We start from the raw sequence: 20,281 nt of genomic DNA, 5'->3' as shown, positions 1-20,281 counted from the left end.
CCGGGCAGCCGAGGGATGGAGTTTGCCGCCGTTCTTCTCGAAGCGTGAGCAAGCATCTCACCGGGTGGAACCCGGCGACGCCGCTCCTACTCGCCGCAGAACTCCGCCTCGATGATGGCGTCGGTGCTGCCCGACCAGTCCCCGTTGAAGTTGACGGCCAGGGAGTGGCGGCCGTTCCCGGTCGTCACGGCGTCCGAGGTGGAGCCGCTGATGCCGCCGTCGTGGCCCCAGACGTGGACGCCGCAGCTGAGCTTGCGGTCGACGAGCCCGAGACCGTAGCGGCTGGATTCCCGGCTGGAGTCGACCGTGGTCTTCATCGCCTTCAGCTGCTCGGGCGGGAGCAGCCTGCCACCGAGCAGGGCCGAGTAGAAGCGGGTCAGGTCGGCCGAGCTGGAGACCATCTGGCCGGAGCCGTACCTCGGCCGCCCGGCCCCGGGTTGATCAGGTCCCGGACGGTTGAGCGGGATTCAGTCCTTCTTGAGCACCAGCTCGGTGTTGCGGTCCTCCGGGTCGCCGCCGAGGGTCGTGCTCGCGCCGGGGGCGTTGAGGGACAGCTCGCGGTAGAGGGCCGCCAGGCCGGTCTGGGAGAGGTCGGAGAAGTCCGTGCTGTGCGGGGCCGAGGACTCCACGAGGGTGGTGAACAGGGAGATCGTGCCGTCCTTGTTGTCGGTCAGTTCGATGACCCGGGCCAGCTGCGGGAAGTCGACGTGGGAGGCCGTGGAGATCTCCCAGAAGGAGCGCCCGCCGGACGCGGAGTGCGGCGTGATGACGTTCTTGTGGATGTGCCCGTTCACCCAGGCGAGCACCCCGGGGTGACTGCCGAGCAGGGCGAGGACCTCCTGGCCGTTGTGGCGCCGCTCGTCGGGGCGGGCCGGGTCGCGGCGGGTGTTCGTCATGGTCTTGCTGGTGTGGTGGCTGAAGATCACCGCGTAGGAGTCCTTGTTGTCCCGCAGCGTTCTGTCGAGCCACTTCATCTGGGCCGTGCCGATGGATCCCTCGTAGTGGCCGCCGGAGTCGGTGGTGTCCAGGCTGATGCCGATGACGTCGTCGGAGATGCGGAAGGCGTAGTACTGCGTGCCCGTGTCCAGGTTGGCGGAGGAGTAGCCGTGGCCGGCGGGGCCGACACCGCGGTAGGCGGGGTCCAGGTGCGCCTCGAGGTACTCGGCCGGTGTGAAGGGGGCGCGCCTCTCGTCCGGGGTGACCGAACGCATGCCGCGGTCGTGGGACTTGAGGAAGTCGTGGTAGCGGACGCCTTCGGGGTCCCGGGCCTTCTTGATCTGCGCCTGAAGCCGCTGCGCCTCGGCCGCGGTCACGTTCATCAGTTTCTTGCCGCCGACGGCGAGTTCGGTGAGGTACGAGTCGCCGTGCGAGGCGTAGCAGCCCATCGGCAGGGAGTCGTGGTTGCCGACGGTGGAGTACCAGGGCAGGTTGAGGCCGGGGCTGCGCACCTCCCGGATGGCGGCCCGCAGGAAGCCGTCGAGGTGGGGGAAGCCGGCCTGCTTGTCGCTGTCGCGGACCGCGGCGTCCGGCTGCCAGTACTGCTTGAGGCCGCTGTTCTGGACGCCCTCGTACCGGCGCGGGTCACCGGTGTTGGGCGTGATGCGCCCGCCGCTCATGATCTTCAGAAACCACTCCAGCTCGGACTTGGCGTTGTTGTCCGTGTTGTCGCCGGTGGTCATGGCGAAGTGCAGCGGGGCGCCGGTGACGGGGGCGCCGCGCAGCGCGTTGATGCGCTCCACCAGCGCGATCGCGCCCTGCACGGTCAGCGCCTCGTGCGGCCGCCAGGCGTGGATGTCGGCCGAGCGCAGGTACTCCAGGCGCAGCGGGTGCTGGGCGTCGATGATGTGCAGGTCGGTGAGCTGCACGAACGCGGCGAGCGCGGTACGGCGGCCGGCCCGGCCCGACTGGGGCGCGGCCAGTTCGGAGCGGACGACCCGCTGCCAGCCGGGCCCGTCGCCCAGGCGCCGGTAGCCGGAGCCGCCGCGCGGGGCGGCGACGGACGCCACGGTGGTGCCCTTGGTGTACGGGGCCAGGGGTGCGGCGGGTGCCTGGCGCGAGGAGGCGGCGACGGCCGCGGTGGTCTTCTCGGTGCCCGTGGCGGCCTGGCTGTCGCTGGGCCGCAGGGCGTAGCCGACGCCTCCGGAGAGGGCGACAGCGCCGGTGGCGGCGAGGACGGAACGACGGTGGATGCCCTGGCCGGAGCCGGCGACTGAGCGTGTGCGCGACATGCGCTTCTCTCCCCGAGTGCGAACGCGTCGGCAGTGGTCGCGGGGCGTTCACGACGTGAACACCCCGCTCATACTCGATCGTTGGCACCGGGAATGACCTGCGCGTAAACGAGGCGGCAACGGGCAGCGCCGATCACCGTACGTGGATCTTGGACTACCCTGCGCGTCGTCGCCTGCTCCGGATACGGCCCGGAGCCGGTCACGCGGCGTTCATCTTCCGGGGTACTGCACCTACTCCGGGGCGTCGGCCAGCCGTCCGGTGACCGGGCGCTCGCGCCACATCCGCAGCGCGATGTCGACCATCGGCACCCGGACGAGAGCGGGCACCGCGTCCAGGTCCTGCCAGGCGGCGAGGTCGGTGGAGCCGTTCACCTCGTTGCGCAGTTCGCCGCCGATGATCCGGCCCTCGTAGACGAACCGGACGCCGTGATGATCGACAGCGGGTCCGAAGCCGTTGCGGAAGACGCGGTGGAAGGAGTTCACGCCGAGCAGTCCGGTCACCTCGATGCGGTACCCGGTCTCCTCCTCCACCTCCCGCCGGACGGTGTCGTAGGGATCCTCGCCGTGCTCCATGCCGCCGCCCGGCACGACCCACTCGGGCGTGCCGTCCTGGGCGGGCGAGCGGGCGAGCAGGATCTGTCCGTCCCGGACGCATATGGCGTAGGCCGCCACCCTCAACTTCTGTCGCACTCCGGGACGTTAACCGATTTCTTCGCCACCTTCAGGACTGATGACCACAAATCGCATCGCGGGTTTTCCCCATACATCCATTTCGTTTCGGTCAACCCTCCCCAAAGAACTTCCCCTTGCGTAAAGCTGTGCGATCGTCCGGGCTTGCCGTTCGGACCGTCTGCGACCAGGACCGATCGGCCCCGGTCGCTTCCCGCTCGTTCCTTTACCTACAAGGGATGCCGATGACCCCTCCCACCCCGCGCGATCAGATATCGGGCCCGAGACGTGTGGCGCGCATCGCCGTGGCCGCCGGTCTCGTCGCCGCGCTCTCCGCGGCCGGGCCGATTCCCCTGGCCTTCTCCGCCGACGGACCCGGCACGGACGCCCCGGCCGACCCGGGCGTCAAGTCCGCGCCCGCCAAGCTCGGTTCGGACGACGCGGACCTGCTCGCGGAGGCCAAGGCCGACGGCGACAAGACCGTCACGATGATGATCGCCACCGCGCCCGGGAAGACCGAGCAGGTCGCCGGGCAGCTGGACGCGGTCAAGGGCGGCCTGGTGGGCCGGGCCGACGACAAGCTCGGCTACGTCCGCGCCACCGTCCCGACGGCCAAGGCGGACTCGGCGATCGCCGCCGCCGCCAAGCTGTCCTCCGTGCACGGCATCGACCTCCGCGAGGAGATCCCGCTGGACGACCCGACGCCGAGCGCGGACACCGCCAAGGGCGCCAAGGCCGCGAAGGGGACCTACCCGGCGCCGGGGAAGAAGACCCCGGCCGAGAACCCGTACAACCCGTCCTTCGAGACGGGCGCGGTCGACTTCGTCGAGGACCACCCGAAGGCGGACGGCCGCGGCGTCACCATCGGCATCCTCGACTCCGGCGTGGACCTCGGCCACCCGGCGCTGCAGAAGACGACGACCGGCGAACGCAAGATCGTCGACTGGGTGACGGCGACCGACCCCCTCGTCGACGGCGACCGCACCTGGCGCCCGATGACCGCCTCGGTGTCCGGGCCGACCTTCACCCACGGCGGGAAGACCTGGACGGCCCCGGCGGGCTCCTACAAGGTCAGCACCTTCCTGGAGTCGTACACCACCGGCGGCGACGCGGCGGGCGACGCGAACCGCGACGGCGACACCACCGACTCCTGGGGTGTGCTCTACGACGCCGCGGCCGGCACGGTCCGGGTCGACCTGAACAACAACAACGACTTCGGTGACGACACCCCGATGAAGCCGTACAAGGACGGCTTCCAGGTCGGGTACTTCGGCACCGACGACCCGAAGACGGACATCGCCGAGCGGCAGCCGTTCGTCGTCGAGATCCGCAAGGACGTCGTCGTCAACGCGGCGGGCGCGAAGGCCGACTTCGTCAACATCGGCGTCATCGAGTCCGAGCACGGCACGCACGTCGCCGGCATCACCGCCGCCAACGGCCTGTTCGGCGGGAAGATGGACGGTGCCGCTCCGGGCGCCAAGCTGGTCTCCTCGCGCGCCTGCACCTGGTCCGGCGGCTGCACCAACGTGGCGCTGACCGAGGGCATGATCGACCTCGTCACCAAGCGCGGGGTCGACATCGTCAACATGTCCATCGGCGGCCTGCCGGCGCTGAACGACGGCAACAACGCGCGCGCCGAGCTGTACACGCGGCTCATCGACACCTACGGCGTCCAGCTGGTGATCTCCGCGGGCAACTCCGGCCCCGGCGCCAACACCATCGGCGACCCCTCCCTGGCCGAGAAGGTCATCTCGGTCGGCGCGTCCGTCTCCAAGGACACCTGGGCCGCCAACTACGGCTCGGTCGTGGAGAAGAAGTACGCGATGATGCCGTTCTCCTCGCGCGGCCCGCGTGAGGACGGCGGCTTCACGCCGACCCTGGTCGCCCCGGGCGCGGCGGTCAACACCATCCAGACCTGGATGCCGGGCCAGCCGGTCGCCGAGGCGGGCTACTCCCTGCCGGCCGGCTACGGCATGCTCCAGGGCACCTCGATGGCCTCCCCGCAGGCCGCCGGTGCCTCGGCGCTGCTGATCTCGGCCGCCAAGCAGAAGAAGATCGACCTCACCCCGGCCACCCTGCGCACGGCCCTCACCTCCACCGCCGACCACATCAAGGGTGTGCAGGCGTACGAGGAGGGCGTGGGCCTCATGAACATCGGGGACGCCTGGGACGCCATCCGCGACGACGCCACCGCCCACGCGTACACGGTCAAGGCACCGGTCGACACCGCGATGGACCAGTTCCTGAAGACCCCGGGCTTCGGCACGGGCCTCTACGACCGTGAGGGCGGCCTGAAGGCCGGCCAGAAGAAGACGTACGAGATCACGATCACCCGTACGTCCGGCGCCGACAAGGCGATCCGGCACGAGCTGCACTTCGAGAACAACGCGGGCGGCACGTTCCGCGTCGTGGGCTCCGACGAGGTGAAGCTGCCGCTGAACCAGCCGGTGACCGTCAAGGTCCAGGCCGCGCCGAAGTCCGCGGGCATCAAGAGCGCGATCCTGGAGGTCGACGACCCGAAGACCGAGGGCATCGACCGCCAGGTCCTCAGCACGGTCGTGGTCTCCACGCCGCTGAAGTTCACGACCTCCGCGAAGGACTCGGTGCAGCGCAACAGCTCGCACCACTACTTCGTCACCGTCCCCGAGGGCGCGAAGACCCTCGAGGTCGCGATGAGCGGGCTGAAGGACAAGAGCCAGACCCGGTTCATCTCCATCCACCCGTACGGCGTCCCGTCCGACCCGACGTCGACGATCAACTGCTACCCGAACTACTCCAACCCGGCCAACACCTGCCGCCCCGACCTGCGTTCGTACGCGGACCCGCAGCCGGGCGTGTGGGAGATCGAGGTCGAGTCGCGCCGTACGTCGCCGCTGCTCGACAACCCGTACAAGCTGGACGTCGCCGTCCTCGGCGCGGCCTTCGCCCCGGAGACCGTGACCGTCCCCGAGGCGAAGGTCGGCACCCCGGCCGCCGCCTCCTGGAAGGTGACGAACGGCTTCGCCGCGCTCGACGGCAAGCTGGTGGGCGGCCCGCTGGGCTCGGCCAAGACGGCCCGCCCCTCGGTCAAGCAGGGCGAGACGCAGACCACCACGGTCGAGGTGCCCGCGGGCGCGAAGTCGCTGGACGTCGCGATCGGCGGTGTCTCGGACAACGCCGCGGACCTGGACCTCGCCGTGTACGACGCGGCGGGCACGCAGGTCGGCAGCTCCGCCGACGGCGACTCGGAGGAGTCGGTGTCCGTGCCGTCCCCGGCCGCGGGCGCTTACACGATCGAGGTCGTCGGCTACTCGGTGCCGGCCGGCACCACGGAGTACGACTACCAGGACGTGTTCTTCTCCCCCTCGCTCGGCAGCGTGACGGTCGACGGTTCGGCGCCGGTGAAGCTCGGCACGGGCGACTCGGCGACCGTCTCGGGCAGCGTCACCGCCGCGGCGGCCGCTCCCGAGGGGCGTGAGTTCTTCGGCCAGGTCCAGCTGGTCAACGCGCGCGGCACGGTCGCGGGCCTGGGCAGCGTGAAGATCGAGAAGGTTCTGCCGTAGCGGTATCGCGGCATCGGTGGGGCGGGCGTCCATGCGGACGCCCGCCCTCTTCTGTTACCGGCAGGGCAACGCCCGCGATGCGGGCAGGGCGGCGGTGATCCAGGCCCGGTCGCGGGCGATCTCCTGCTCCCCCGTCGTCCACAGGTCGGGCTCGGCCTGCCCGTCGGGGATGCCGACGAGTGCGTGATCACCTGCCCGGAGCCGGGGCTCGACGCCGGCCCCGAGGAGGAAGGTGATCCGCGTCCGGCCCTTGGCGGGCTTGTAGTACCGCTCCACATCGAGGGCGATCCGGTCCTGGCCGGTGCCGGGGACCGTCTCGACCCCGGTGACGGTGCCCTCGACGACGATCCGGGCGCAGGCGAGGTACCCGGCGTGACCGAGCTTGGCGTCCTCACCGGTCTGCGGCCGGGCGACGGAACCGTCGGCGGCCGACCCGCCCTGGTCGCCCCCGGCGCTCATGCCGCCACTCTGGGTGACGAGCCAGCCCATGCCGATCACGAGACCGGCACCGACGGCCGCTACGAGGCCCTTCACGGCCACGACGAGCGGTTTGGGCCGGGTGCGCCGCCGCGAGGCCAACGACACGACCGGCGAACCACCGCCCCCACCCGGATCGGCCACACCCCCGCCACCGGCGACCGCGGACACCTCCACGCCGCCGCTCCCACGCCCCGCGGACACCCCGCCCGGCTCCGGTCGTGTGGACGTCGGCCCCAGTGGGGTGGTTCGCCCCGCCGGGGTTTCGGCTTGCTCCTCGGTGGGTCGCGCCAGCGTGTCCCCGAGCAGTCCGAGCTGTCGCCGGAGCAGTGCCACATCCGCCTCAGCCGAGTCGTGGGCTGCCATGAAGGCCGTGTCCCGGCGGGCCTCTTCCGGGACGGGGCCCCCGGCCAGCACGGCCATCAGCGCGTCCATGCCGTCGTACTCACCACCGCCGTCACGCTCTCCACGGCACCGGTCGTCGTCGTTCCGGGCGGTCACGTCACACCACCTCGTCCTCGTGCAGGCGGGCGCGCAGGGCGCGTACCGCCGTGTGCAGCCGGCTCTTGACCGTGCCCTCCGGGACGCCGAGCTGCTCGGCGATGGACCGGACCGGCAGGTCGGCGTAGAAGCGCAGGACGACGACCTGCCGCTGGGCGTCGGGCAGCTCGTCCAGGCCCTGGGCGACGGCGACGGACAGCACGCTGCTGTCCTCGCCGGAGGGGTGCGCCGGCTGGCGCAGGGCCGCCAGCCGCTCGCCGAGCCGCTCCTGGCGGCGTTTGGCCCGGTGCCAGTCCATGGCCAGGTTGGAGGCCACGACCGCCGCCCACGCCGAGACGTCCCGCGGCGCCTCCCGGCCGCTCGCGGCCCGCTCCAGCAGCCGCAGGCGGACCTGCTGCACCCCGTCCGGCAGGTCCGCCTGCGGCACCCCGCCGAGCGCGAGCACAGCCCGCACCCGGCGCTCCTGTGCCGCGTCCAGCGGATCGGCCTCGCTCACCGGATCGTCGCCGGTCGCGGCACGCGCCTCCCGGCCGCGCCGTGCCCTTCCGCGCAGCAGCACAAGCCACCCCCCTCACCGTGTTTCTCCTACGACGCCGGCACGGCCCGGAACGTTCGGCCGTTTTCCCGGCCGGTGCCGGCCGGGGCGACAGAGGCGTACATCACACTTCCGTGTGGCCGGGACCGGCATGGGCAGGCGAGCTTGCGGCGCACGACCCCTGCCGGACGAATTCCTCCAGCTCAGCGGGGTCGACACCGCAGGTCCGCAACCATGGAGCGGGACAGACCGTCCCACTCTCCGGGCAGACCGGGCAAAGAAGTGGACAGGCGGGCCGTGGTCGGCCGCATGATGGAAAAGCCTCGGCCAAGCAACGAGCACGTGAAGAGACGCAGGAGAGGGAGTCACCGTGAGGGTCGGAATCGTCGGAGCCACCGGACAGGTGGGCACGGTCATGCGCAGGATCCTCACGGAGCGGAACTTCCCGGTCACGGAGCTGCGCCTGTTCGCCTCGGCCCGTTCCGCGGGGACGGAGCTGGACGGTGTGACGGTGGAGGACGCGGCGACCGCCGACTACACCGGCCTGGACATCGTGCTGTTCTCCGCGGGCGGCGCCACGTCCCGGGCACTGGCCGAAAAGGTCGCCTCACAGGGCGCCGTGGTGATCGACAACTCCTCCGCGTGGCGCAGGCACCCGGAGGTCCCCCTGGTCGTCGCCGAGGTCAACCCGCACGCGATCAAGGACCGTCCCAAGGGCATCATCGCCAACCCGAACTGCACGACCATGGCCGCGATGCCGGTCCTGCGCCCGCTGCACGACGAGGCGGGCCTGGAGGCCCTGGTCGTCGCCACGTACCAGGCGGTCTCCGGCTCCGGGCTCGCGGGCGTCGCCGAGCTGCACGGCCAGACGCAGAAGGTCGTCGCCGATGCCGACAAGCTCACCCATGACGGTGAAGCGGTCGACTTCCCCGAGCCGGGCGTCTACAAGCGCCCCATCGCCTTCAACGTGCTGCCGCTGGCGGGCAGCATCGTCGACGACGGCCTGAACGAGACCGACGAGGAGCAGAAGCTCCGCAACGAGTCCCGCAAGATCCTGGAGATCCCCGAGCTCAAGGTCTCCGGCACCTGTGTGCGCGTCCCGGTCTTCTCCGGCCACTCCCTCCAGGTCAACGCCCGCTTCGCGCGTCCGATCTCCCCGGAGCGCGCGACGGAGCTGCTGAAGGACGCCCCGGGCGTCGAGCTCTCCGACATCCCGACCCCCCTCCAGGCCGCCGGCAAGGACCCGTCCTACGTCGGCCGCATCCGCCGCGACGAGACGGCGGACAACGGCCTGGCCCTCTTCGTCTCCAACGACAACCTCCGCAAGGGCGCGGCCCTGAACGCGATCCAGATCGCGGAGCTGGTGGCGGCGGAGCTCAAGGGCTAGTCCCTGCGCACCTCGTAGAGGAAGCAGCCGTACTCGACGGCCCGGACGTGGACCAGTGCCACGGCCGGGTCGTCGAACGCTTCCAGGAAGGCCTGCGGGAAGTCGCCGGGTTCCCGGACCAGCCGGCCGCCCAGGATGCGGCCCTCGCCCGAGTAGCGGCGAACCGTGCGGTGGGCGCCGGTGAAGGGGAGGGCGTCGCCGGCCGGGCCGTGGCACTCCCCGGCGTGGATGAAGACCGGGCCCTGCTCGTCGTAGGCGCCCGGGGTGACGCCCGTCTCCGACGCCCAGCGCCGCAGGGGCGCGTAGGAGACCAGGGCGATGACTTCGCCCGGCTCGCTGCGGCGCAGGCAGCAGCGGAGCGGGGCGCCGCCTTCGGTGTCGGTGAAGGGCTCCGCCGGGCGGCCGGCGTCGTCCGCCGTGCGCAGTTCCTTCAGGGCGCGCGGGGCGATGGGGCGTGCCGCGTACGTGGTCGTCGTCATGCTCGTCAGACTCCCTCGCGCGAGGGAGCGGCACCGGCGGGATCCGGACGTCGCGTTCCCCCGCTCAGGACGGCCGGCGGAGACGGGGACGCCCCCTGCGGACGAGGCCGGGTGTGCGCCCGAGTCGGCGCTCGGTCCGGTCCGGCACCGGGACGGAGGAGGTCGGCGGTGGTGCGCGCGTCCGCCCGGACCCTGCCCTCCCGAGGGGTATCCCTAGGAGACGCCCGGGACGTCGCCTGACGCGGCACCGCCGTGGAAAGATGGCGCAACCCACCCATAACGAGGAGATGACCGCGTGCCTGGCACAAACCTGACCCGCGAAGAGGCGCAGCAGCGGGCGCAGCTGCTCGCCGTTGAGTCGTACGGGATCGAACTCGATCTCTCCGGCGCGCAGGAGGGCGGCACCTACCGGTCGGTGACCACGGTGCGCTTCGACGTGACGGCCGAGAACGGCGCGGAGTCGTTCATCGACCTGGTGGCGCCGGCCGTGCACGAGGTCACCCTGAACGGGGACTCCCTCGACCCGGCCGAGGTTTTCGCGGACTCCCGGATCGCCCTGCCCGGCCTGCTCCACGGGCGCAACATCCTCAGGGTCGTCGCCGACTGCGCGTACACCAACACCGGTGAGGGCCTGCACCGGTTCGTCGACCCGGTCGACGACCAGGCCTACCTCTACACCCAGTTCGAGGTGCCGGACGCCCGCCGGGTCTTCGCGAGCTTCGAGCAGCCGGACCTGAAGGCGACTTTCCAGTTCACCGTGAAGGCGCCCGAGGGCTGGACGGTCATCTCCAACTCCCCCACGCCCGAACCGCAGGACAGCGTCTGGAAGTTCGAGCCGACGCCGCGGATCTCGACGTACATCACGGCGCTGATCGTCGGCCCCTACCACTCGGTGCACAGTGTGTACGAGAAGGACGGCCGGTCCGTCCCGCTCGGCATCTACTGCCGGCCCTCCCTCGCCGAGTACCTCGACTCGGACGCCATCTTCGAGGTGACCCGGCAGGGCTTCGAGTGGTTCCAGGAGAAGTTCGACTACGCGTACCCGTTCCAGAAGTACGACCAGCTGTTCGTGCCGGAGTTCAACGCGGGCGCGATGGAGAACGCGGGCGCGGTGACCATCCGCGACCAGTACGTGTTCCGGTCGAAGGTGACGGACGCGGCGTACGAGGTGCGCGCGGAGACCATCCTGCACGAGCTGGCCCACATGTGGTTCGGCGACCTCGTGACCATGGAGTGGTGGAACGACCTGTGGCTGAACGAGTCGTTCGCCACGTACACCTCGATCGCCTGCCAGGCGGCCCACCCCGAGTCGCGCTGGCCGCACTCCTGGACCACGTTCGCCAACTCCATGAAGACCTGGGCGTACCGGCAGGACCAGCTGCCGTCGACGCACCCGATCATGGCCGAGATCAACGACCTGGACGACGTGCTCGTCAACTTCGACGGCATCACGTACGCGAAGGGGGCTTCCGTACTGAAGCAGCTCGTCGCGTATGTCGGCGAGGACGAGTTCTTCCGCGGCGTGCAGGCGTACTTCAAGGCGCACGCGTACGGCAACACGCGCCTGTCCGATCTGCTGGGCGCCCTGGAGACGACGTCCGGCCGTGATCTGAAGGCCTGGTCGAAGGCGTGGCTGGAGACGGCGGGCATCAACGTCCTCCGTCCCGAGATCGAGACCGGCGAGGACGGTGTCGTCACCTCCTTCGCGATCCGCCAGGAGGCCCCGGCCCTGCCCGCCGGCGCCAAGGGCGAGCCGACGCTGCGCCCGCACCGGATCGCCGTCGGTCTGTACGAGCTCGACGACGACAGCGGCAAGCTGGTCCGGGAGGAGCGCATCGAGCTGGACGTGGACGGCGAGCTGACGGCCGTGCCGCAGCTGGTGGGCAAGCGCCGCCCGGCCGTGATCCTGCTCAACGACGACGACCTGTCGTACGCGAAGGTCCGCCTGGACGAGCAGTCCCTGGCCTTCGTCACGGAGCACCTCGGCGACTTCGAGTCCTCCCTGCCGCGCGCCCTGTGCTGGGCGTCGGCCTGGGACATGACCCGCGACGCCCAGCTCGCGGCCCGTGACTACCTGGCCCTGGTGCTGTCCGGCATCGGCAAGGAGTCGGACATCGGCGTGGTGCAGTCGCTCCAGCGCCAGGTGAAGCTGGCGATCGACCTGTACGCCGACCCGGCCGCCCGCGAGGCGCTGCTGGCCCGCTGGACCGACGCGACGCTGGCGCACCTGCGGGCGGCGGCGCCGGGCAGCGACCACCAGCTGGCGTGGGCGCGCGCGTTCGCCGCGACGGCCCGCACGCCGGAACAGCTGGACGTGCTGGACGCGCTGCTGGACGGTTCGCAGACCGTCGAGGGCCTGGTCGTCGACACGGAGCTGCGGTGGGCGTTCGTGCAGCGGCTCGCGGCGGTCGGCCGGTTCGACGAGGCGGAGATCGCGGGCGAGTACGACCGTGACCGCACGGCCGCCGGTGAGCGGCACGCGGCCACGGCCCGGGCGGCCCGTCCGACGCCGGAGGCCAAGGCGGAGGCGTGGGCGTCGGTCGTGGACTCCGACAAGCTGCCGAACGCCGTGCAGGAGGCGGTCATCGGCGGCTTCGTCCAGACCGACCAGCGCGAGGTGCTCGCCCCGTACGCGGACCGGTACTTCGAGGTGGTCAAGGACATCTGGGAGTCCCGCTCCCACGAGATGGCCCAGCAGATCGCCGTCGGCCTCTACCCGGCCGTCCAGGTCTCCCAGGAGACGCTGGACAGGACGGACGCCTGGCTGACCTCCGCCGAGCCGAACGCGGCCCTGCGCCGGCTGGTCTCGGAGTCCCGCGCGGGCGTCGAGCGCGCCCTGCGGGCCCAGCGGGCGGACGCGGCGGCCGGCCGCTGACCCGCCACGCAAGCAGTGGGGCGCCCGGCGTGTGCCGGGCGCCCCTTCGCTTGTCCCCGGTCCGGGCGGGGCGGCAGGGGCGGGACCGGCCGGGAGGGCGCGGGCACGGCCCGGGGCCACCGCGGCCGAACATCCACCTCTACCGTCGCAACGCCCCGTCCCGGACGTCCATCGCCTCGATGCGAGCGTTCTTCCCGGTGCGGCCGAGGGCTCGTGGCGTACGCGTCCGGGTGACGAACTGCCCCGCCACCGTCGCGCCGAACGCCAGGCCCATGCCGACCAGTTGCACCGGCGTCAGTGCCTGCCCGAGCGCCGCCCATCCGACGACGGCCGCCGTCAGCGGGGAGAGCGGGCCGAGGAAGGTGACCTGGGTGGCGGTCATACGGCCGATGCCGCGGAACCACAGCCAGTACGCGACCGCCGTGTTCGCGACGGCGAGGTAGAGGTAACCGCCGGCCGCGGGGCCGTCCAGTGCCGGTGGCGCACCTTCCACCAGGAAGGCGAGCGGCGCGATGAGCAGGCCTCCCGCGGTGAGCTGCCAGCCGGTGAGGGCCAGTGGTCCGACGCCCTCGGGGCGGCCCCAGCGCTGGGTGAGCACGGTGCCGGTCGACATCGACGCCGTGGAGGCGACGGCCGCCAGCAGGCCGATCGTGTCCAGCGCCCCGGCCGCCCGCAGCACGACGAGGCTGACACCGAACGCGGCCACGGCCCCGGCCACCAGCGTGCGCGCCGACGGCCGCTGCCCGAGCAGCAGCACCGAGAGGCCGGCCACGAACAGCGGCCCGGCCGACCCCACGACCGCCGCGAGCCCGCCGGGCAGCCGGTACGCGGAGAGGAACAGCAGCGGGAAGAAGGCACCGATGTTCAGCGCGCCGAGCACCACCGCCTTCCACCACCAGGCGCCGCGCGGCAGCACCCGGGCGAGGGCGAGCAGCAGCAGGCCGGCGGGCAGAGCGCGCGCCAGGGCGGTGAACAGGGGGCGGTCGGGCGGGAGGAACTCGGTGGTGACCGCGTAGGTCGTGCCCCAGGAGACGGGAGCGAGGGCGGTGAGGGTGACGAGAGCGGCGCGGGAGGTGGCCATGGCGGGGCCCCTTCAAGTAGGTCGGTAGAAAGTAGCTTAGCGCTAAGCAACTTTCAGTCAAGCTACTTTCTTGCGGGTGACCGAAGGGCGGCCGATACTCGTCGGCATGAGCGAACGCCCGGAGCAGCGCAAGGACCCCGTCGACGCGATCATCGACCAGTGGGCGGCGGTCCGGCCCGACCTCGACACCGCCGCCATGGAGGTCTTCGGCCGGATCAACCGGCTCTCGCACGCGATCGGCGAGCGGGTGGGACAGGCGTACGCGAGGTTCGGCATCTCCCGCGGGGAGTTCGACGTCCTGGCGACCCTGCGCCGCTCCGGCGAGCCCTACACGCTCTCGCCCCGGCAGCTCTCCGCGACGCTGATGCTCACCACCGGCGGCATGACGGGACGGCTGGACAAGCTGGAGCGGGCGGGGCTGCTGCGCCGCTCCCCCGACCCGCACGACCGGCGCGGGCTGCACGTCACCCTCACCGACGCGGGCCTCGGGCTGGTCGACCAGGCGGTCGCAGCGGGGCTGGCGGTCCAGACGGAGGCACTGTCCGCCCTGGACCCACGGCGGGCCGGGCAGCTGGCCGATCTGCTGCGGGACCTACTGGCGGGGACGGACAGGCCATGACACGCCGAGGGCGCCGTCGCGGACATCGCGGCGGCGCCCTCGGTGAGGAACGCTGATCAGGCCTTGACTTCGCTCTTCGCGTCGGCCTTGGTGGTGATGTTGGAGCTGGTCGGGTCCTTCTTCTTGTGCGACTTGTCGCCGATCATCACCAGACCGTGGATGACCAGGTACAGCACGATCGGGGCCGCGACGAAGAGGCCCAGCGTCTCGATGACGCTCAGGCCCGGGCCGGGGTCGTCACCGTCGTCGCGGGTGAGCGCGCTCGCGGGGGACGACATGAGCAGCATCATCAGCGTCGTACCGGCTGCCAGGGCGCCGGCGCGCAGGGCGTTCTTCTTGTCCACGGTGTCAAAGTATCCAACGCCGACCGGGCACGCGCGCCCGGGGTGCCGTAAGAGCCCTCCGCCTCAAGCGCCGCCGTCCCCGAGCACCTCCATCAGCGCGTGCAGCCGCGGTGAGGCCGCCAGATCCTCCAGCGTCACCGGCCGCCCCTGCGCGTCCGCGATCGGCAGGCGCCAGTTCGGGTACTGGTCCCAGGTCCCCGGGAGGTTCTGCGGGCGCCGGTCGCCGACGCCGTCCGGGAGCCAGACGCCGACCATGCGGGCCGGGGTGCGCATCAGGAAGCGGTGGACGGCCTGGATCTCGGCCTCCTCCGACGACGTGTCGCTGCCGCCGCCCGTGCCGTGCAGCAGGCCGAGCCGGGAGAGCAGGGACAGCCACTCCCCCGCGTCCGCGGCGGCCTCGGCGCGCTCCTCCTCCAGCGGGCGGGTCAGCAGGCCCAGGCTGTCGCGGAGTTCGACGTGCTCGCAGGTGAGGCGGGCGGCCGTGGAGGGCAGGTCGTGGGTGGTGGCGGTGGCCAGGCAGTCGGCGCGCCAGCGGTCGGGGGGCAGGGGGCGGCCGTCGCCCTCCCAGTCCCGTTCGAACCACAGCACCGACGTGCCGAGCACCCCGCGCTCGCGCAGCGCCTCACGGACGCCGGGCTCGACGGTGCCGAGGTCCTCGCCGATCACGAGCGCCCCGGCCCGGGAGGCCTCCAGGACGAGGACGGCGAGCATGGCCTCGGCGTCGTAGCGGACGTAGGTGCCCTCGGTGGGCGGGTGGCCCTGCGGGACCCACCAGAGGCGGAACAGGCCCATGACGTGGTCGATGCGCAGGGCGCCGGCGTAGCGGAACAGGGCGCGCAGCAGCTCGCGGAACGGGGCGTAGCCGGACTCGGCCAGGCGGTCGGGGCGCCAGGGCGGCAGGCCCCAGTCCTGCCCGCGGGCGTTGAAGGCGTCCGGTGGGGCGCCCACCGACATGCCGGCGGCGAAGTACTCCTGCTGCGCCCAGGCGTCGGCGCCGCCGGGGTGGACGCCGACCGCGAGGTCGTGCACGATCCCGACGGGCATCCCGGCCTCGCGCCCGGCGCGTTGGGCGGCGGTCAGCTGGGTGTCGGTGAGCCAGGCGAGCCGGGACCAGAAGTCGATCCGGTCCATGAGGCCGTTGCGGGCCTGGACGGTCTCGGCCGAACGCGGGTCGCGCAGGCCGGTCGGCCAGCGGTGCCAGTCCGAGCCGTGCACCTCGGCGAGCGCGCACCAGGTGGCGTGGTCCTCCAGAGCCTGCCCCTGCTCGGCGAGGAAGTCGCAGTAGGCGGCGCGCCGGCCGGGGCCGAGGGGGACCTCGCCGAGCAGCTCCAGCGCCTCCCGCTTGAGCTCCCACACGGCGTCCCGGTCGATCAACGCACCCTGGTGCAGCACCGCTTCACGCAGCCGGCCGGACCTCTCCCGCAGGGCGCGCAGGCGTTCGGGGTCCTTGACGTAGGCGGCCTCGGGGACGTCCTCGATGCGCAGGTGCACGGGGTCGGGGAAGCGGCGCGAGGAGGGGCGGTACGGGGAGGGGTCGGTGGGAGCTCCGGGCACGGCCGCGTGCAGCGGGTTGACCTGGACGAACCCGGCGCCGAGCGACCGCCCGGCCCAGCCGGCCAGCTCGGCGAGGTCACCGAGGTCGCCCATGCCCCAGGAGCGGCGGGACAGCAGGGAGTAGAGCTGGACAAGGAGTCCGCGGGAGCGTCCGGTGGGGGTGGGCAGGCGGGGTGGAGCGACGATCAGGTGGGCGGTGGCGGTGCGGCCGTCGGGGATGGCGGCGGTCAGCCGGTGGACGCCGGGTGGGAGGCCGTCCGCCGAGGCCCGGCTCTCGCCCTGCTCGGTGTCGATCCGCAGCCGGGTTCCCTCGGGGAGCGCGGCCAGGGCGGCCGGGGGGCTGCCGCTCCAGCCGACCACGGTCGGCGGCAGCAGCCGTTCGCCTCGCTCCCGCTCCCGGGCCGCGAGCGCGGCGCGGACGGCGCCTGGCGTGCTCGCGTCCACGCCGAGGGCGGCCAGGGTCAGGGTGAGCGCGGTGCCCGAGGCCGCGACCGTGCGGTCCGGGGACGGACTGTAGGACGTGGCGACACCGTGCAGGGCGGCGAGGCGGGACAGGTCCTCGGAAGGCGGGTCGGCCGGCCGGGGTGCGGTCATCTACATCCTCGTGAGGTCCGGGACGAAGGCCGGGGGCTCGCTGGTCAGGGGGGCGGCTTCGGCGAGCGGCGGCTCACTGGTGAGGGGCTCGGCGTCGGGCAGCGGGGGCTCGCTGGTCAGCGGCAGTTCGGTGTGGGTGCTCTCGGAGCTGAAGACGCAGTAGCGCGGGTCGGCATGGTGGGGGTCGTCGAGGTCGGCGGACGGGTCCGCCACGGGTTTGGACGGGGCCGGGAGCGGGAGGAAAGTCATCGCAGCCACGGGGGCCTCCTCGTCGAGTACGGCTTTCAAAGGGTCATCGCAGCCCTACCCAGTCGACGCGAAGGCAGACGCCCCAGGCCGAACATCGTGCTTCTGCTCACATTCCACTCGCCTCCACACAGTCAAGATTCCGGCATTTCACCCACAATGGCCACTCTCGTTGACACCTTCACCGGACGGGTGGTGGGCTCGTTCCGCCGGTCGAACGCATCTGGAGGGGGCCTGTGGGACTGCGGCGTGGGAAGCGGGCCGCGGCCCTGGCGGTCGCCGTCGTCGCCGGGAGTCTCATTGCCCCGCCCGTCGCGATGGCCGCTCCGCCGGCCCCGGGCACGACCACGACACCGGCCCCCGACACCGCCGGACCGGGCCTCTCCGTCTGGCCGCGGCCGCAGTCCCTGCGCGCGAACGGCGCCCCGGTCGCGGTGCCGGACGAGGTCGCGCTGATCACCGACGCCCCGGCGGACCCTCCCCCAAGCTCTCGGCTTCGCTCGAGCAGGGTGGACCCCCATGCGGTCGGTGCCCTGCGCGACCTGCTGCGGCAAGCCGGGGCCCGCCGGTTCACGGACACGGCCGGACCGGGAGCCCTGGTCGTGCGGGCCCGGACGGAGCCGGTCCGCCGGGGCGACCGCCATGCCCTGCCCGCCGGAGGATACGAGCTGTCCGTGGGCCGGGACGGCGTCTTCCTCACCGGCACCGGCGAGGACGGCCTCTTCCACGCCGTGCAGACGCTGCGGCAGCTCCTGCGGCCCGGCCGCACGATCGCCGCGGCCGTCGTCCGCGACTGGCCCGGCACCGCCGTACGCGGCATCACCGAGGGCTTCTACGGCACCGCCTGGACGCACCGGCAGCGGCTGGCGCAGCTGGACTTCCTGGGGCGCACCAAGCAGAACCGCTACCTGTACGCCCCCGGGGACGACCTCTACCGGCAGGCCCGCTGGCGTGAGCCCTACCCGGCGCAGCAGCGGACCCGGTTCCGGGAGCTGGCCGAGCGGGCACGCCGCAACCACGTCTCACTCGGCTGGGCGGTGGCCCCGGGCCAGGCCATGTGCTTCGCCTCCGACGCCGATGTGCGGGCGCTGACGCGCAAGCTGGACGCGATGTGGGCGCTGGGCTTCCGGGCCTTCCAGCTCCAGTTCCAGGACGTCAGTTACAGCGAGTGGCACTGCGGGGCGGACGCCGACCGGTTCGGCTCCGGCCCCGAGGCGGCGGCGCGGGCGCAGGCCCGGGTGGCGAACGCGGTGGCCCGGCACCTGGCGGCACGGCACCCGGGCGCCGCCGGTCTGTCCCTGATGCCGACCGAGTACTACGAGGACGGCACGACCGACTACCGGCGGGCGCTGGCGAGCGAGCTGGCCGCGGGCGTGGAGGTCGCCTGGACGGGCGTCGGGGTGGTGCCCCGCACCATCACGGGCGGCGAACTGGCCGACGCCCGCGAGGCGTTCGGGCACCCGCTGGTCACGATGGACAACTACCCGGTCAACGACTACGACCCCGGCCGTATTTTCCTCGGCCCGTACCGGGGCCGGGAGCCGGCCGTCGCGACCGGCTCGGCCGCCCTGCTCGCCAACGCGATGCAGCAGCCGGAGGCGTCCCGCATCCCGCTGTTCACCGCCGCCGACTACGCCTGGAACCCGCGCGCCTACCGCTCCGGTGAGTCCTGGCGCGCCGCGATCGCCGACCTTGCGGGCGGGGACCGGCGCCGCGAGCAGGCCCTGGCCGCGCTCGCCGGCAACGACGCGTCGTCGGTCCTGGACGACTCGGAGTCGGCGTATCTGCGCCCGCTGACCGAGGCGTACTGGCGGTCCCGCACGGCGGGCGGCCAGGGCACCGGCGGCGACGCCGCGCGTCGGCTGCGGGAGGCCTTCACCGTGCTGCGCGAGCTGCCCCGGCGGCTGTCCGGAACCGGCCTCGGCTCCGAGGTCGCCCCCTGGGCGGAGCAGCTGGCGTCCTACGGCGAGGCGGGCACGGCCGCGCTCGGCATGCTGGACGCGCAGCGCGCCGGGGACGCGGCGGCGGCCTGGACGGCGTACCGCAGGCTCGGCACGCTGCGGGCCCGGCTGGAGTCGGCGCCGGTCGAGGTCGGCAGGGACGTGCTGGACCCCTTCCTGCAGCGGGCGCAGAAGTCGTACGCGGCCTGGTCGGGCATCCATCACGAGCCGCCCCGCAATCCGGGCGACGGCCGCACCCTGCGCTTCCCGCAGCCCCGGGCGCTGACCGCCGTGACGGCCCTGACCGAGCCGGGCACCGAGGGCGGCGTCGAGCTGCACGTGCCGGGGCAGGGCTGGCGGGAGGCGGGCCGGCTGGACGGGTCCGGGGCGACCGAGGTGCGGCTCTCGGCGCGCGCAGACGCCCTGCGGATCACCGGCCCCGCACCCTCCCGCGTCCACCACCTCATCCCCTGGTTCACGGACTCCCCCGCCACCTCCCTCGGCCTGCCCCGCGACCGGGCGGACCTCGAGACCGGCCGGACGGAGCGGCTGACCGCCCGGCTCGGGTCGCTGCGCCCCGCCGACGCCCGCGGCAGGCTCACCGCCGAGGCGCCCGAGGGGGTCCGGGTCCGGGTGCCGAAGGGCGAGCTGACCGTGCGGCGCGGCACGACGGTGGAGGTCCCGGTCGAGGTGACCGTGGAGCGCCGCACCCCGATGCGGCCGTACGACGTCCGGCTGGGGTTCGCGGGAGCGGACCGCACGCTCACCGTCCGCGCCGTCCCGCCCACCGGCGGCCCCGACCTGGCCCGCGCCGGCACCGCCCGCTCCTCGGGCGACGAGACGCCTGACTTCCCCGCGTCGGCGGCGAACGACGGCGACCCGGAGACCCGCTGGTCGTCCCCGGTCGACGAGGGCGCCTGGTGGCAGGTCGAGCTGGCCCGCCCGGCGCGGCTCGGCCGGGTCGCGCTGCACTGGCAGGACGCCCACCCCGCGTCGTACCGCGTCCAGGTCTCCCCGGACGGCCACCGCTGGCGTACCGCCGCCACGGTCCGGGACAGCCGGGGCGGCCGGGAGAACGTCCGCATCGACGAGCGGGACGTGCGCTTCGTGCGCGTGCAGGGCGACGAGCGGGCGACGCCGTACGGGTATTCGCTGTGGTCGGCGGAGGCGTACGCCGTCTCGGAGTGAGCCCTTCGAAGCGCGGAGACGG

Annotated in this window: 15 protein-coding genes; 5 read left to right on the top strand and 10 right to left on the bottom strand. The window is 72.8% G+C overall.

All coding sequences use genetic code 11. From position 1 onward, the window contains the following. Positions 1-86: 86 nt before the first annotated feature. From IO24_RS0101085 to IO24_RS0101075, 3 genes are all read right to left on the bottom strand, one after another. Complete coding sequence (locus tag IO24_RS0101085; RefSeq protein ID WP_267886807.1) at positions 87-467, bottom strand: serine hydrolase; 381 nt, start codon at positions 465-467, stop codon at positions 87-89. Then, positions 468-2,228, bottom strand: a complete 1,761-nt coding sequence (locus tag IO24_RS0101080; RefSeq protein ID WP_031130754.1) for a TIGR03767 family metallophosphoesterase — start codon at positions 2,226-2,228, stop codon at positions 468-470. Positions 2,229-2,459: 231 nt separating this feature from the next. After that, on the bottom strand, positions 2,460-2,918 hold the full coding sequence (locus tag IO24_RS0101075) for an NUDIX hydrolase (protein WP_234335140.1): 459 nt from the start codon (positions 2,916-2,918) through the stop codon (positions 2,460-2,462). Positions 2,919-3,142: 224 nt separating this feature from the next. On the opposite strand from IO24_RS0101075, the gene IO24_RS0101070 reads away from it, so the two are divergent. Then, a complete protein-coding gene (locus tag IO24_RS0101070) occupies positions 3,143-6,439 on the top strand; it encodes a S8 family serine peptidase (protein ID WP_031130750.1) in 3,297 nt (1,098 codons plus the stop codon). Positions 6,440-6,493: 54 nt separating this feature from the next. Here IO24_RS0101070 and IO24_RS0101065 read toward each other — a convergent pair whose 3' ends face one another. Both IO24_RS0101065 and IO24_RS0101060 read right to left on the bottom strand, forming a co-directional pair. Further along, a complete protein-coding gene (locus tag IO24_RS0101065; protein WP_031130748.1) occupies positions 6,494-7,417 on the bottom strand; it encodes a hypothetical protein in 924 nt (307 codons plus the stop codon). 1 nt (position 7,418) lies between these two features. Continuing rightward, a complete protein-coding gene (locus IO24_RS0101060) occupies positions 7,419-7,973 on the bottom strand; it encodes an RNA polymerase sigma factor (protein WP_031130746.1) in 555 nt (184 codons plus the stop codon). Between the two features lie 349 nt (positions 7,974-8,322). On the opposite strand from IO24_RS0101060, the gene IO24_RS0101055 reads away from it, so the two are divergent. Further along, positions 8,323-9,339: an aspartate-semialdehyde dehydrogenase gene (locus IO24_RS0101055; RefSeq protein WP_031130744.1), complete on the top strand. Its 1,017-nt coding sequence runs from the start codon at positions 8,323-8,325 to the stop codon at positions 9,337-9,339. Here IO24_RS0101055 and IO24_RS0101050 read toward each other — a convergent pair. After that, positions 9,336-9,818 (bottom strand): DUF1203 domain-containing protein, encoded by a 483-nt coding sequence (locus IO24_RS0101050; RefSeq protein WP_031130741.1) that lies wholly within the window; start codon positions 9,816-9,818, stop codon positions 9,336-9,338. The genes IO24_RS0101055 and IO24_RS0101050 overlap by 4 nt on opposite strands. A 295-nt stretch (positions 9,819-10,113) precedes the next feature. Here IO24_RS0101050 and pepN point away from each other — a divergent pair, with 295 nt between their 5' ends. Continuing rightward, positions 10,114-12,693 (top strand): aminopeptidase N, encoded by a 2,580-nt coding sequence (gene pepN, locus IO24_RS0101045; protein ID WP_031130739.1) that lies wholly within the window; start codon positions 10,114-10,116, stop codon positions 12,691-12,693. A gap of 139 nt (positions 12,694-12,832) precedes the next feature. On the opposite strand, the gene IO24_RS0101040 is transcribed toward pepN, so the two are convergent. After that, on the bottom strand, positions 12,833-13,774 hold the full coding sequence (locus tag IO24_RS0101040; RefSeq protein ID WP_031130737.1) for an EamA family transporter: 942 nt from the start codon (positions 13,772-13,774) through the stop codon (positions 12,833-12,835). 106 nt (positions 13,775-13,880) lie between these two features. On the opposite strand from IO24_RS0101040, the gene IO24_RS0101035 reads away from it, so the two are divergent. Beyond that, positions 13,881-14,393 carry a MarR family winged helix-turn-helix transcriptional regulator gene (locus IO24_RS0101035; RefSeq protein WP_031130735.1) on the top strand — a complete coding sequence of 171 codons (513 nt, stop codon included), beginning with the start codon at positions 13,881-13,883 and terminating at the stop codon, positions 14,391-14,393. A 56-nt stretch (positions 14,394-14,449) separates the two neighbouring features. Here the strand turns inward: IO24_RS0101035 and IO24_RS0101030 are convergent, their stop codons facing one another. The 3 genes from IO24_RS0101030 to IO24_RS0101020 form a co-directional block, all read right to left on the bottom strand. Beyond that, positions 14,450-14,737 carry a hypothetical protein gene (locus IO24_RS0101030; protein WP_031130734.1) on the bottom strand — a complete coding sequence of 96 codons (288 nt, stop codon included), beginning with the start codon at positions 14,735-14,737 and terminating at the stop codon, positions 14,450-14,452. Between the two features lie 63 nt (positions 14,738-14,800). Then, complete coding sequence (gene malQ / locus IO24_RS0101025) at positions 14,801-16,885, bottom strand: 4-alpha-glucanotransferase (RefSeq protein ID WP_031130733.1); 2,085 nt, start codon at positions 16,883-16,885, stop codon at positions 14,801-14,803. After that, positions 16,886-17,143, bottom strand: coding sequence for a hypothetical protein (locus tag IO24_RS0101020; RefSeq protein WP_031130731.1), 258 nt, complete (start codon positions 17,141-17,143; stop codon positions 16,886-16,888). Positions 17,144-17,367: 224 nt separating this feature from the next. Between IO24_RS0101020 and IO24_RS0101015 the strand changes: the two genes are divergently transcribed. Beyond that, positions 17,368-20,259, top strand: coding sequence for a glycoside hydrolase family 84 protein (locus tag IO24_RS0101015; protein WP_031130729.1), 2,892 nt, complete (start codon positions 17,368-17,370; stop codon positions 20,257-20,259). The last annotated feature ends 22 nt before the right edge of the window (positions 20,260-20,281 follow it).

Source organism: Streptomyces flavovariabilis (genome assembly GCF_000725785.1).
In the GTDB taxonomy this organism is placed as follows: Bacteria; Actinomycetota; Actinomycetes; order Streptomycetales; family Streptomycetaceae; genus Streptomyces; species Streptomyces hawaiiensis.
The sequence above is the reverse complement of the archived record's forward strand: the minus strand, read 5'-3'. Positions and strand labels throughout refer to the sequence as shown.

Coding starts and splice junctions, on each gene's coding strand:
- IO24_RS0101035 (WP_031130735.1), top strand. CDS start 13,881: ATGAGCGAACGCCCGGAGCAGCGCAAGGACCCCGTCGACGCGATCATC.
- IO24_RS0101050 (WP_031130741.1), bottom strand. CDS start 9,818: ATGACGACGACCACGTACGCGGCACGCCCCATCGCCCCGCGCGCCCTG.
- IO24_RS0101040 (WP_031130737.1), bottom strand. CDS start 13,774: ATGGCCACCTCCCGCGCCGCTCTCGTCACCCTCACCGCCCTCGCTCCC.
- IO24_RS0101080 (WP_031130754.1), bottom strand. CDS start 2,228: ATGTCGCGCACACGCTCAGTCGCCGGCTCCGGCCAGGGCATCCACCGT.
- malQ (WP_031130733.1), bottom strand. CDS start 16,885: ATGACCGCACCCCGGCCGGCCGACCCGCCTTCCGAGGACCTGTCCCGC.
- IO24_RS0101070 (WP_031130750.1), top strand. CDS start 3,143: ATGACCCCTCCCACCCCGCGCGATCAGATATCGGGCCCGAGACGTGTG.